Origin of the sequence: Chitinophaga oryziterrae, assembly GCF_009758125.1 — a bacterium.
Lineage (GTDB): Bacteria > Bacteroidota > Bacteroidia > Chitinophagales > Chitinophagaceae > Chitinophaga > Chitinophaga oryziterrae.
Window position 1 is genome coordinate 405,228 of the sequence record NZ_WRXO01000003.1, and the last position, 15,634, is coordinate 420,861.

Genomic DNA, 15,634 nt, shown 5'->3' on the forward strand with positions numbered 1-15,634 from the left:
AGAGTATATGATAGATGTCAATCTTAATAAGGCAGTTGAGGTAGTTGGTAAAGCCAGAAAAAAAGGAGTGATACTTTTTTGGGATGATGAAAAGATCAAGTTCAAAACACGGAAGAATGAAGGGATCGAACCTGAATTACTGGAGGAAATTAAAAAGTACCGGGATGAGATAAAAACACTTTTAAATAATAATGAGTTTTTAAGCAGGGAAGATATACACGAAAAAATCCTGCCTGCCAGCCGGGATAGTATAATACCATTGTCGTCCAGTCAGGAACGTTTATGGTTTATTGATCAGATGGAAGGCAGCGTGAAATATCATATTCCTGTTGTATTAAAAATGAAAGGTGCGCTGAACAGGGATGCATTGGCTTATGCATTACAGCAGATAGTCAACCGCCACGAAGTATTACGGACAGTGATAGAAGAAACGAGAGGCGTGGCAAGGCAGCGTGTGGGAGAGAAGGACTGCTGGCAACTGGATGTCATTATTCATGATCATCCGCAGGAAGGGCTGATTCAATCATTGATCGACGCCCCGTTTGATCTCTCCGCAGATCATATGTTGCGGGCAAGCCTGATCGTACAGGGCAATGAAGAATATGTACTGGTGGTAACAATGCACCATATTGCTGCGGACGGATGGTCTACTGGTATCATCGTGCGTGAGCTGACTGCATTGTACAGCGCCCGCGTACAAGGGCACAGTCCTCAGTTGCCGGTGCTGGAAATACAGTATGCAGACTATGCAGTCTGGCAACGGAAGTATTTGTCAGGAAAAGTACTGGAAGAACAGTTGCAATACTGGAATGATAAGTTGTCTGATACTGCAGCGCTGGAACTACCATTGGACCATCCGCGTCCTGTTATACAAAGCACACGCGGTGCCATTGCTTCGTTCCGTCTCGACCGCCGGTTATCTGATCAGTTGAAAGCACTTTCACTACAGCAGGGGACTACCTTGTTTATGACACTGCTGGCTGTGTTTAAGGTCCTGCTATACCGCTATACCGGACAGGAAGATATCTGTGTGGGTACCCCGGTTGCCGGAAGAACAAGAAAAGAGGTTGATCAGTTGATCGGGTTCTTTATCAATACACTGGCCTTACGCAGCGATCTTAGTCAGCAACCTTCATTTGCCGGCTTATTGCAACAGGTAAAGAAAACTACGCTGGAAGCTTATGATCACCAGGAATTGCCCTTTGAAAAGGTGGTGGAGACAGTAGTAAAAGAGAGGGACCTTAGCCGCAATCCATTATTCCAGGTCATGTTCGTGTTACAGAACACGCCGGGTTCTCCTGACCTGGAACTGAATGGGGTTACCTTCTCTCATATCGATACAGGTCATACGACTGCCAAATTCGACCTCACCTGTTCGATGGAAGAAAGCAGCACCGGCATTACCGGCCGGATGGAGTATTGCACTGATCTTTTCAGCGCAGCTACTATCAACCGGATGATACAGCACTTTGAACAGTTACTGCAGTCTGTTGTAAAAACACCCGCAGCAAAGATCAGTGCTTTATCTATGCTTACTGCAGAAGAAGCAACGCTGGTTATAAAAACATTCAATGATACATCGGTCGCTTATCCTGCAAACAAATCAATCATCGCATTATTTACAGAACAGGTGAATGCCCATCCGGAAGCAATAGCCGTACGTTTTGGTGAGGATACGCTTACTTATGCAGCACTGCATGAAAGCTCTTCTCAACTGGCGCATTATCTGCAAAGTAAGGGGGTGGGGAATGAAAGTCTCGTGCCTCTTTGCATGGAACGTTCCCTGGAAATGATGACAGGTATACTGGCCATCCTCAAAGCAGGCGGCGCTTATGTACCACTGGACCCGGCTTACCCGGAGGAACGTATCAGCTTTATGCTGGCAGAATGTAACAGTGATTTGTTGCTGACTACCACTTCGTACAGAGACCGGTTCATTAACAGGCAACTGATATTCCTTGATCAGTTACCCGCCCTGTTATCCGGCCAGCCCGTTGATGAGATCCCTGTGCAGCAGAAGGCTGACGACCTGGCATATGTGATCTATACTTCGGGCTCTACCGGTAAACCCAAAGGGGTGATGGTGACCCATCGCAATGTTGTAAGTCTGGCTACCGGCGGCGATTTCGTGTCCCTGAACAGGGAAGATATATTGTTATCTACAGGTTCCCTTTCCTTTGATGCAACTACTATTGAATATTGGGGGATGTTATTGAACGGTGGTCAACTGATTCTTTGCCCACAGCATCATTTACTCGATAACATCCTGTTGAAGCAGGAAATTTCGAAATGGCAGGTAACAAAGATGTGGTTTACTTCCAGTTGGTTCAATCAACTGGTAGATGATGATATCACCTTGTTTGAAGGCTTGACCGCCGTAATGGTAGGTGGTGAGAAATTATCAGAAGAACATATCCGCCGATTCCGGAATGCATGGCCGGAAGTCGCTGTAATAAATGGTTATGGCCCTACGGAGAATACCACGTTTTCGCTTACTTATCTCATTAAAGATATTGGCAGAAGTATCCCTATCGGTCGTCCTTTGGGAAATCGTACTGCATACGTGCTGGACACCATGCAAAATCCGGTACCTGTAGGTATTGCGGGAGAACTGTATGTGGGCGGGGCAGGAGTGTCCCGTGGATATCTTAATCAGCCGGAGCTGACAGCCGGAAAATTCATACCTGATCCTTATGCACCGGGTGAAAAATTATACAGGACAGGAGACCGGGCCAGGTGGCTGCCGGATGGTAATGTGGAGTACCTTGGCCGTATTGATGACCAGGTAAAGATCCGTGGTTACAGGATAGAGCCGGGAGAAATAGAAAGTGTACTGCTGGGTTGTGAACTGGTTACACAGGCTGTTGTGATTGCGCAAAAGGTGAGTAAAGGTCATAACAGGCTGATAGGGTACATAGTCCCCAATGGTGTTTTTAACAGAGAAGGCATTGTTACTTATCTGAGAGCGCAATTACCGGAATATATGGTTCCGGCATTGCTGATCGAAATGGAAAAACTACCTGTAACAACAAATGGGAAAATTGATAAGAAAGCTTTGCCTGAACCGGAAGAAATGGCTTTGCAGACGAATGAATTCATCGCGCCACGTAACAGGACAGAGCAGACCATCGCAGATATCTGGAAGGAATTGCTGGGTATAGAACGTATAGGTATATACGATAATTTTTTTGAGTTAGGAGGAGATTCCATTATTACCATACAGGTAGTGAGCAGGGCCAGAAGGGCCGGATATGAACTGCATCCCCGTGACCTGTTCCTGCATCAGACGATAGAGCGGCTTGCATTGCAACTGTCAACACAGCGTGAACAGACAATAACAGGTGAACAGGGGCTCTTAACCGGTAGCAGCGGGTTATTACCTATCCAGCAGTGGTTCTTTGAAACAAATGAGGCCGCAGGGTCTTATTTCAACCAAAGTGTGCTGATGGGTATTGATAAAGGAATAGAAGCTTCCCTATTAAATACAGCTATCATCAGACTGGTACAATATCATGATGCCCTTCGTTTTGTATATCACCGTGATGATCAAGGCTGGACACAATATTACGGTCAGCAGCAGGTAAATCTTGCAGTAGTGGATGCTGCTGAAAACCTTAATGACACAATTGAAGCATACTGCCAGGAGGCCCATCGCAGTCTGGATATTACAAAGGGTATACTGATACATGCTGCACTGATATTAACCGGTGAGAGTGAAACACACAACAGGCTGTTGATCGTGGTGCATCATCTGGCAGTAGATGGGGTGTCATGGCGTATCCTGCTGGAAGACCTTGAACTGTTACTGAAAAGAGAGGGCGTATTGAGCCCCAAGGGTAGTTCTTACCGTCAATGGTATGAAGCATTATCGGCATATGCAAACCGTCGTGTATTAAAGGCACAGCAGCCCTATTGGGAACGGGTGGTAACCGCTGCCCGGGAAGTGCCTTTACGTGTTGATAAAAACTATGAAGGGCGGATTGCAGTAGCAGACATACACAGTCATGAAGTACGACTGGATAGTGTGCTTACACATCGCTTGTTACAGGAAGTACCGAAGGCTTATCATACAGAGATCAACGATATTTTATTATGTGCTTTAGCGCTTACCTTCCCCGGAGTATGTATAGGACTGGAAGGGCATGGAAGGGAGAATATTGCGGAAGGTATTGATACAAGCCGTACAGTAGGCTGGTTTACTAATCTCTACCCGGTATTGCTGGAAGTGGAGAAGGATAAACAACCCGGGGAATGGCTGAAATCCATAAAAGAACAATTACGGGCAATGCCTGATAAAGGGATAGGATATGGCATTCTGAAATATATTGCTAAAGTCCCTTCCCTTCAGGGTACAGATCCCTGGGATATTGTATTTAACTATCTTGGACAATCAGATAATGTAGTGGACCATCAGGGAGCTTTAAGCCTGGTAACCGAATCTTCCGGGTCTGGTTTGGGAGAAGCATACGCCATGCAGGAGAAACTGTCCGTCAATAGTATTATCCGGGATGGGGAGCTTGTAGTGATATGGAGTTACAGCAGTAAGCATTATGATGCTCCTGCTATCATAGCATTGGGCGATAATTACCTGTCCAATCTTGAAATGCTGATAACGCACTGCGTATCGCAAACAATATCTTCATCTACGCCCTCTGATTATGGACTAAGAGGAGCTCTTACAGTTGAAGAGCTGGATAAATTCCTGGATACACCCTGGCAGGAGAGTACCCGGCGTGCACATGTGACCGGGTTATATCCGCTTAGTGGCCTGCAGGGGGGGATGTTATTCCATGGTTTGTATGATGATGCATCAGCTGCTTATATTGAGCAGTTTGGATGTGATCTGCTATCGCTGAATATAGATGCTTTTAAAGATGCATGGGCATACCTGTTTAAAAGGCACAGTATTTTCCGTACTGCTTTTTATAGTGATGAAGCAGGTATACCATTACAATGTGTGTATGATGAGATGCCGTTACCGCTGACAATACTCAATTACGGTGATATAGGTGTAGACGTTCAGGAGCAGGCGGTACAGGAGTACACATTAAAGGATAGCCGGTTGGGTTTTGATTTTAAAAAGGCCCCGTTAATGCGTATCACCCTGATCCGTCTGCGTAATGAACGTTACCGCATGTTATGGACATTCCATCATATCCTGTTTGATGGCTGGTCCATTCCTGTGCTGGTGGAAGAATTATTACGTGCATATGAATCGCGTGTAACCGGAAAGGTTATACGTGAGGGAAATGAAGACAGGTATGAAGATTATATCCGGTATCTAGAACGGCAGGACAAAGAACAGGAAGAATTATACTGGAGAGGTTATCTCAGTGGTGTGGAAGAAGGTACTTTACTGCCTTTTATAAAAGCAGGGGCAGACCGTACAAAAGGTGCCGGGGAGTATAGTAACAGGGTATTGGAGCTGGATGCTTCCGTTACCGCAAAGATCACACGTTATGCACAGCAGGAGCATATTACTGTAAATACACTGATGCAGGGTGTGTGGGCATATCTTTTATACCGTTATACAGGCCGCACGGATATCACCTTCGGCGTAACGGTATCCGGACGCCCGGAAGATCTACCGGGTATAGAGCAGCGTGTAGGTCTTTATATTAATACCCTGCCATTCCATGCAAAGGTGGACGAGGATAAACAAACGAATGGCTGGCTGAAGGAATTACAGGCCGCACAATTACAGAGCCGGGAATACCAATACATGGCATTGGATGTTATTCAGCGCTGGACGGGGATATCCGGCGACCTTTTCGATACGCTGCTGGTATTCGAAAACTACCCGGTGAGTAAAGTGATCTCTTCACAATCCTGGCAATTACAGATAGACAATGTAGCCGTACATGAACAGACCAATTATCCATTGGGAATCATGATAGGCGCTTCAACAGAAATAAATATCCGTTTCAGCTATAACAATAAAATGCTGAGTGCTGATTATGTGGAAGCCATAGCAGGTCATTTTGAAAAAGTATTATTTCAGATAGCCGGCAATGAAGCAGCTACACTGAAAGATATAGCCTGGCTCACTACACAGGAACAACAGCAACTGCTGGAAACATTTAATGATACCGCTGTTGCTTATCCTGCGAATAAAACCCTGACAGACTTATTTACTGAACAGGTATTCCGTACTCCGGATGCTATTGCTACTGTTTTTGAAGCCAGTGTTTTAACCTACCGTCAACTCGACGAACGTGCGGGTCAACTGGCCAATTACTTGCGCAGCAGAGGCGTAACGAACGAAACACTGGTGCCCATTTGCATAGAGCGTTCACTGGATATGATCATAGGCATCCTGGGCATTTTAAAGGCCGGAGCCGCTTATGTTCCCATTGATCCGGCCTATCCGAAGGAACGTATCAGTTATATGCTTTCAGATACTGCTGCCGGACTTATTCTCAGCGACAGCAGATCTGCTGCCGGACTGCCGGAAACAACAGCCGATGTTATCAGGTTGGATGATGAGGCTGATATCATTAACGGATATCCTGTTACTGTATTGGAAACAACGATCAGACCGGATCATCTTGCCTATGTAATTTATACGTCCGGATCTACAGGTACCCCAAAAGGTGTCATGAATGAACATGCAGGGGTCGTAAACCGTTTGCTGTGGACGCAGTCTTATTTCAAATTAAAAAGTACCGATGTCGTTTTACAGAAAACAACCTTCTGTTTTGATGTGTCCGTATGGGAATTATTGTGGCCGCTGATCACTGGTGCGAAACTGGTATTTGCGCTGCCGGACGGACAAAAAGATACCGATTATCTCAAAGGGGCAATAGATCACTATGGCATCACTACCATGCACTTTGTTCCTTCCATGCTGAATGTTTTTCTTGAAAGTATTTCAGCAGGGGATTGTGCTTCACTGTTACGTGTACTTTGTAGTGGGGAAGCATTAAAACCACAACAGGTAATGGACTTCCGGGAAAAATTACCGGTAGCTGAAATATATAACCTGTATGGTCCTACGGAGGCGGCCATTGACGTAACTTACTGGCATGGCTCCAGGGATATAACATATGTAGATGTTGTGCCTATCGGAAAACCCGTGGCCAATACGCAGTTATATATATTGGATAAGTCAGGCAATATCCTGCCACCGGGTGTTTCAGGCGAACTACATATTGGTGGGGTACAGGTAGCCCGTGGTTATCTGAACAGGGCTGTCTTAACAGCAGAGAAATTTGTACCCGATCCTTTCAGTGCAAAGGCTGGTGCAAGGATGTACAGGACCGGTGATCTGTGCCGCTGGTTACCGGATGGAAATATTGAATATGCCGGCAGAATAGATGACCAGGTAAAGATCCGCGGTTATCGCATAGAATTAGGTGAAATAGAAAGTGTATTACTGGAATGTGAATGGGTGAGCGAAGCGGTAGTACTTGCCAAAACAACTCCTGACGGCAATAAACAACTGGTGGGATATGTAGTGCCTGCCGGAGATTTTGACCGCGAAGCTATTATCTCTTATCTGAAAGGGAAACTACCCGAATATATGGTCCCTGCTTTGCTGACAGAGCTGTCTGCAATACCATTGACCAGCAACGGGAAAGTTGACAGGAAAGCCCTGCCGGACCCCGATGCGGGCGCTTTACTGATGAATATATACGTAGCCCCCCGTAATGAAACCGAACAGGCGCTGACTGCCATCTGGCAGGATTTACTGAATGTAAAGAAGGTAGGTGTATATGACGACTTTTTTAACCTGGGAGGTAATTCGTTATTGTCTATGCGGCTGGTTTCTGCATTACGCAAAAATCTGCAGGTAGAAGTCTCTGTTAAGTCCATTTTCATTCATTCTACGGTAGCCAGTCTTGCAGCATATATATTACAGCGTGAGAGTGCCGGTCTGGCCCTGCCGCCTGTGGAAGCGCACCCCCGTCCGGAACAAATACCATTGTCTTTCAGCCAGGAACGTTTATGGTTTATTGATCAGCTGGAAGGAAGTGTACAGTATCATATTCCTTCTGTACTGAGATTGAAAGGTACTTTAGACAAAGCAGCCCTGGCATATGCGTTGCAGAGCATCGTCAATCGTCATGAAGTGCTGCGTACGATCATAGAACAGGAAGATGGTAAAGCATGGCAAAGGATACTGGACAAAGACCACTGGCAGTTACAGGTAGTAAATGCCCCTGCATATAAAGAAGATCCGCTTGTACTGTCTTCATTGGTGAAATCATTGATCAGCGCTCCATTCAACTTGTCTGCAGATCATATGCTCCGTGCACATCTGATCGAACTGGGAGAAGAAGAGCATATACTCGTGGTAGTACTGCATCACATTGCCGCCGATGGCTGGTCTACCGGCATTATCGTAAAAGAGCTTGTTGCTTTATATGAGGCATATATCAATAATAATCCCGCGTTATTACCAGCTTTGCCGCTGCAATATGCAGACTATGCCATCTGGCAGCGACAGTATTTATCAGATATGGTACTCTCTGTACAACTGGAATACTGGAAAGAGAAACTGAACGGAGTAGAAGTGTTGCAGCTACCTGCAGATCGTACCCGGCCGGCAGTACAGAGTACCCGTGGTGCAGTAAGCTGGTTCCGGTTTGACAAAAAACTGTCGGATCAGCTGAAAGTACTCTCCCAGCAGCAGGGGGCCACCTTATTCATGACATTACTGGCCGCTTTTAAGGTATTGTTATATCGCTACAGCGGGCAGGAAGATATTTGTGTTGGTAGTCCTACTGCCGGCAGAACAAGGCAGGAAACAGAAGGGCTGATCGGGTTTTTCATTAACACCCTCGCACTACGTAGTCATCTCGCAGCAGATCAGCCTTTCGCCGCATTGTTGCAGCAGGTAAAAGAAACGACGTTAAGTGCATATGATCATCAGGAAATACCTTTTGAAAAAATAGTGGAGGCCGTTATAAAAGAGCGTGACCTCAGCAGGAGCCCGTTGTTCCAGGTAATGTTCGTATTGCAGAATATGCCTGCCACTCCGGACCTGAACCTGGGTAATCTGCATTTATCCGGTGAAGCTATTGATTATACGACAACACAATATGATCTTAGTTTTTCAATACAGGAAGATGCGGACGGCTTATCCGGCAATGTGGAATATTGTGTGGACGTATTTAGCGGGGATACTATTGCGCGCATGACAGGCCATTTTGAACAACTGTTGAGGGCTATTGTAAAAAGTCCGGCAGTTGCTATTAACTCACTGCCGATGTTGAGCTTCGCCGAAGAACAACAGTTACTGAAAACGTTTAATGATACTCAGGCTCCCCGGACAGATAAGACGCTGATCAGTCTATTTACAGAACAGGCTGGGCGTACACCCCAGGCAACCGCATTGGTATTTGAAAATACAGCGCTGACCTATCAGGAACTGGATGAACGTTCCGGTCAACTGGCTGCTTATTTAAACAGCAAAGGCGTAAAAACGGCATCGCTGGTGCCGCTTTGCCTGGAACGTTCCCTGGATATGATCGTAGCAATATTAGGTATCCTGAAGGCCGGTGGTGCTTATGTGCCGCTGGACCCGGAACACCCTGCGGAACGTATCAGTTTTGTACTGGATGATTGTGGTATGGACAATGTTGTCATTACGACCACTGCTTACAGGCATTTAATAAACAGAAAAGAGGTTATTTGTCTGGATGAATGCAGGGAAGAGCTATTGCAGCAGCCATTCCATCGTATAGACAACGCAGCAGCAGATCCTGCTTATGTGATCTATACTTCCGGTTCTACCGGCAAGCCTAAGGGTGTGATCATCAGGAATGAAAGTGTCGTGAATTTTATCTGTAACCGTAGCCGGGATTTTGGAATAGATGCCAGTGACCGGGTATTACAATTTTCAAATTATTGTTTCGACGCTGCTGTAGAACAGATGTTCCTTCCTTTGGTAAATGGCGCAGCTTTGGTGATGATCCCTGAAGCGTTACGATTGGATAAGTTATTATTTGAGCAGTTAATGGAGCGGGAAAGGATCACTCATCTGGATACTACCCCCGGGTTCCTGTCAACCATGACACCAGGTAAATATGGTGGTCTTAAACGGGTAATATCCGGTGGAGAGGCCTGTAGTTTACAGTTGGCAAAGGCATGGGGAGAGCATGTGGATTTCTATAACGAATATGGTCCTACGGAAGCTACGATTGTTGCGACCGGGTATTTATTCAGTCCTGAAGATATTAACAAACGTGATATTTTACCAATTGGTAAACCATTGACCAATGTACAGGTATATGTACTTGATACCAGCAGGCAACTATTACCGGTAGGAGTAGCCGGTGAATTATATATTGGCGGTGTACAGGTAGCCGGTGGTTATCTGAATCTGCCGGTATTAACAGCAGAGAAATTTGTGAATGATCCTTTTTCTGACGAGGCAGAAGCCAGGCTTTACAAAACAGGAGATCTGGCACGCTGGCTGCCAGATGGTAATATAGAGTACCTGGGTCGTATTGATGACCAGGTAAAGATCCGCGGATATCGTATAGAACTGGGAGAAATTGAAAATGTACTGCTGCAATATGAAGAGGTCAGCGAAGCAGTGGTACTGGTAAAAGCAGATGCCAATGGTACTAAACGACTGGTAGGATATGTAGTAAGTCATCATACATTTGACCGTGAAGGGATCATTGCTTTTTTAAGGGAAAGGTTGCCGGAATATATGGTGCCGTCTATGCTTATCGCGCTGCCGGCATTACCATTAACGTCAAATGGAAAGGTAGATAAGAAAGCGTTACCCGACCCTGATCCTTCTGCATTACTCACGAATATTTATGCGGCACCAGGTAATACAAAAGAACAGGTGCTGGCAGATATCTGGCAGGAGTTACTGGGAATAGAACGGATAGGGATATATGATAATTTCTTTGAACTGGGAGGTGATTCCATTACCACAATACAGGTGGTGAGCAGGGCAAGAAGGGCCGGATATGAGTTGCATCCTGCCGATCTTTTCAAATACCAGACGATTGCCGGCCTGTCGGCATTGTTATCCTCACAGCAGGAGTCTGCTATGCTTTCCGGTGAACAGGGAATCCTGAAAGGCACAAGCGGATTGTTACCAATTCAGCAATGGTATTTTGAAACCAGTCATACAAAAGATGTTCACTTTAATCAGGCTGTATTATTGGGAATTGACAAACGGGTGGAAGTAGCGGAATTATCTGCCGCGATCGCAGCACTGGTCCGTTATCATGATGCATTGCGCTTTGTATACAATCGTACCGGTAATGAATGGACGCAGGTATACGGCATACATGAGGGGGCGCTGGAAGTCGCAGATCTGCGATCAGTAGCTGAAGATGAACTGGGAGACCGGATTACCGCATTGAATGATAACTATCAACAGGGGTTATATATAGAACAAGGGGTCCTTATCCGCACGGTGTTATTATTAACACCGGCGGCTGAGGAACGTAACAGGCTGCTGTTAGTAGTTCATCATCTGGCAGTAGATGGGGTTTCATGGCGTATTTTACTTGAAGATCTGGAACTGTTACTAAAGAATGACGGTCATAAAAAGGCCGATGAATTACTGGGCGCAAAAAGCAGTTCTTACCGCCAATGGTATGAGGCGCTGTCTACATATGGCCAGCATAAGCGTTTGCTGGCACAGCGTGGATATTGGGAGCAGGTGAAAAAGAGTTATGTGCCATTACGGGTCGATAAGCCGTATGAAGAACAGATAACGATATCAGATACACGGAATCATGTTGTCCGGCTGGATGCTTTACAAACACAGCGCTTATTACAGGAAGTACCACGTATTTATCATACAGAGATCAATGATATTTTATTATGTACGCTGGCGCTTACTTTATCAGAATGGAGTAACACGGACAAGGTAGTGATCGGACTGGAAGGCCACGGCCGTGAAGCAATTGCGAATGGCATAGATACCAGTCATACTGTAGGCTGGTTCACCAACCTGTACCCGGTATTACTGGACGTAGCAGGTAAGCGGGATGGTGCGCTGTTGAAGTCTGTGAAAGAACAGCTACGTAAGGTGACCGACAAAGGCATAGGATATGGCGTACTGAAATATATAAATAAAGCAGATTTCTTACAGGGCAAAGATCCCTGGGATATTGTATTCAATTACCTCGGACAATCAGGTAACATAGTAGCGCGTGAAGGGCTGTTGAGCATTGCGTCCGAATCACCGGGAGCTTCCATCGGGGCAGACTTTCCGGTAATGGAAAAAATAGCGGTAGATAGCCTGATACAGGACAGCGAACTGGTATTGCGCTGGAAATACAGCAGCAAACATTATGAGGCAGCAGGGATTGAAAAACTGGCAACAGCTTACCTGTATCACCTGCAGGAGCTGATCACACATTGCATATCGCAACCAGCTGTTTCATTTACGCCATCTGATTATGGGCTTGGTAAAGAAGTGGACCTGGAAGAACTTGAAACTTTTCTCGATGCCCCATACAGGGGGACCCCCAGACGTTTGCAGATAGATGGTTTGTACAAACTGAGCGGGTTGCAGGAAGGTATGTTGTTTCATGGTTTGTATGATGATCAGACGGGTGCTTATATAGAACAGTTTGGTTGTGATCTGCTGCATTTACAGGAAGAAGCCTTTTTACAAAGCTGGAATATGTTGTTGCAGCGTCACAGCGTTTTGCGGACCGGGTTCTATTATGACGACTTCAGTATTCCTGTACAGTGTGTATACCGGGACGTACAAATGCCGGTAACAATACTGGATTACCGGAATATGAATGAAGAGGCATTGAAAGAATATGAAGCAGCTGACCGCATCAAAGGATTTGATTTTAAAGAAGTGCCTTTAATGCGCCTTACTTTAATACAGCTGGAGGATAACCGCCACCGGATGTTATGGACTTCCCACCACATCCTGTTCGACGGATGGTCTCTGCCGGTACTGCTGGAAGGACTGTTGCGCACTTATGAATCCCTTGTTACTGCAACCACGCTGCCGGAAGTACAGGAAGACCGCTACGAACCTTATATCCGTTATCTGGAGTACAGGGATAAAGAACAGGAAGAAAGATACTGGCGGAAATACCTGGAAGGTGTTACAGAAAGTACCTTATTACCATTTATAGGAAGTACCGCAGAGCGTACAAGAGGAGCAGGCATTTATAAGCAGGAACGCCTGGTATTGGATGCTTCTGCCACCGGCAGGATCGCACGTTTTGCACAGCGTCACCGCATTACGCAGAATACCTTAATGCAGGGCGTGTGGTCGTATTTGTTATACCGCTATACAGGCCGTAAAGATGTCACCTATGGTATCACCGTATCCGGAAGACCGGAAAACTTACCGGGAGTGGAACAGGCGGTTGGCATGTATATCAATACTTTGCCTTTACATGCAAAGATCTCAGAAGAAAAAGAAGTGGTGGCATGGTTGCAGGAATTACAGGCATCACAGTTGGAAAGCCGCGAATACCAATATACCCCGCTGGATATGATGCAGCGCTGGACAGGTATATCGGGCGACTGGTTCGATAGTCTGCTGGTATTTGAGAACTATCCTGTCACCAAAGTGCTGGCTGCACAGCAATGGCATTTGCAGGTGGATAATGTATCCGTACATGAGCAGACCAACCTTCCACTGGAAATCCTGGTAACGGCTTCCGATACGATCAGTATCACCTTTAAATACAATGCAGATATACTTGATGAGGCCTATGTACAGATAATAAAAGGTCATTTTGAGCAGATATTACGGCAAATGACAGGTAGGGATACCGGAACGCTCAATACACTGGAACTACTGACACGGGAGGAACGTCATCAGATAGTATATAAATTTAACAATAAAGAAATTGATTACCCGCAGGATAAAACGCTGGTGGATTTATTCCATTCACAGGCCACCTGTATGCCGGGAGCAACAGCCCTGATATTTGAAGGGAAGTCCATGACCTACCAGCAACTGGATGATCGTTCCAGTCAACTGGCACATTACCTGCAAAGCCTGGGAGTAAAGGCGGATACGCTGGTGCCCGTTTGCATAGAGCGGTCGCTGGAAATGATTATCGGTATACTGGGAATCATGAAGGCTGGCGGGGCATATGTTCCTGTTGATACGGAATACCCGGCAGAAAGGATCGGTTATATCCTGGATGACATCAACGCAAAAGTAGTTGTAAGCAGCAGCCGGATAAAACCAAAAATAGCAGAAGCACGTGATATCCGCGTCATAGCATTGGATGATACAAGTGAACTGCTACACAGGCAACCCGTATTGTCGCCGGCTATCTTGCCTGCACCAAATGACCTTGCATATGTGATCTATACGTCGGGTTCCACCGGAAAGCCGAAAGGTGTATTGATTGAGCATCGTGGTATGCTGAATCACTTATATGGAAAAATAAATGATCTAAGTATTGATCAACGGTCTGTGATTGCTTACACAGCATCCTATACATTTGATATTTCAGTATGGCAAATGTTCGCCGCATTGATCTGCGGTGGTACTACCGTTATTTATAATGATGAACTTATTTTTAATCCCGGTAAACTAATAAAATCTATTGATCAGGAACAGGTGACCATCCTGGAGCTGGTGCCTTCCTACCTCGCAGCGGTATTACAGGAAGATATTAATATCCCTCTGCAACACCTGAAATTCTTACTGGTAACAGGTGAGACTGTAAGTCAGCAGTTACTGGCCCGCTGGTTCGGTCATCCGTATTATAAGACCATCCCGGTAGTGAACGCCTATGGGCCTACTGAAGCATCTGATGACATCTGTCATTACTTCATGTACGAAACGCCTGTACAAACGAACATTCCGCTGGGATCTCCTGTACAGAACCTGCATATCTATATCACAGATGAGTCTATGCATTTGTGTCCTGTTGGTGTGCCTGGTGAGATTTGCGTATCCGGAGTAGGCGTAGGACGTGGTTATTTGAACCGTCCTGAATTAACCGCTGAAAAATTCATTGCAGATCCTTTTACAGAGGAAGAAGAGGTACGCATGTATCGTACCGGAGATCTGGGCCGCTGGCTGCCGGACGGTAATATAGAATACCTTGGCAGGATAGATGATCAGGTGAAAGTGCGTGGCTATCGTATAGAACTGGGAGAAATAGAACATGCATTACAGCAGCATGAAAGTATACATCAGGCGGTAGTTGTAGCAAGGGCTGATCTCCGGGGAAACAAACACCTGGTGGGATATATTGTGCCCGCTGAAACATTCGGAAGAGATGTAGTAAATACGTACCTGAAGGAATTGTTACCGGAATATATGATCCCGTCGGTGTTGATTACACTGGAAAAATTACCACTCACCCCCAATGGAAAGATCGATAAAAAGGCATTGCCAGACCCGGATGCACAAGGATTATCCTCTCAGTCATATGTAGCGCCACGTAATGAAACAGAACAGTTGCTGGCGGAAATATGGCAGGAACTTTTAGACGTGAAGGCTGCTGGTATCTATGATAACTTTTTTGAACTGGGAGGAAACTCATTACAGGTGATACGGCTCACTTCCTCTATTCGCAAAAAATTCCAGGTGGAGATTGCTGTCAGAACCTTCTTTCAACTGGCTACTATTGAATCACTGGCCAGGTATATAAAGCTCAATCAAAAAGGAATAGAAGTAGATCAGGAAGATTTACAGACCATCAGATTATAACAC

The 15,634-nt window shown here is 45.7% G+C and carries 1 protein-coding gene; it reads left to right on the forward strand.

The window, feature by feature from the left end:
* The first annotated feature begins 7 nt into the window (after positions 1 to 7).
* Positions 8 to 15,631 carry a non-ribosomal peptide synthase/polyketide synthase gene (locus tag GO495_RS13590; protein ID WP_157300252.1) on the forward strand — a complete coding sequence of 5,208 codons (15,624 nt, stop codon included), beginning with the start codon at positions 8 to 10 and terminating at the stop codon, positions 15,629 to 15,631.
* The last annotated feature ends 3 nt before the right edge of the window (positions 15,632 to 15,634 follow it).

What these genes read in the sequence shown, in the direction of transcription:
- GO495_RS13590 (WP_157300252.1), top strand. Translation starts at nt 8, where the DNA reads ATGATAGATGTCAATCTTAATAAGGCAGTTGAGGTAGTTGGTAAAGCC.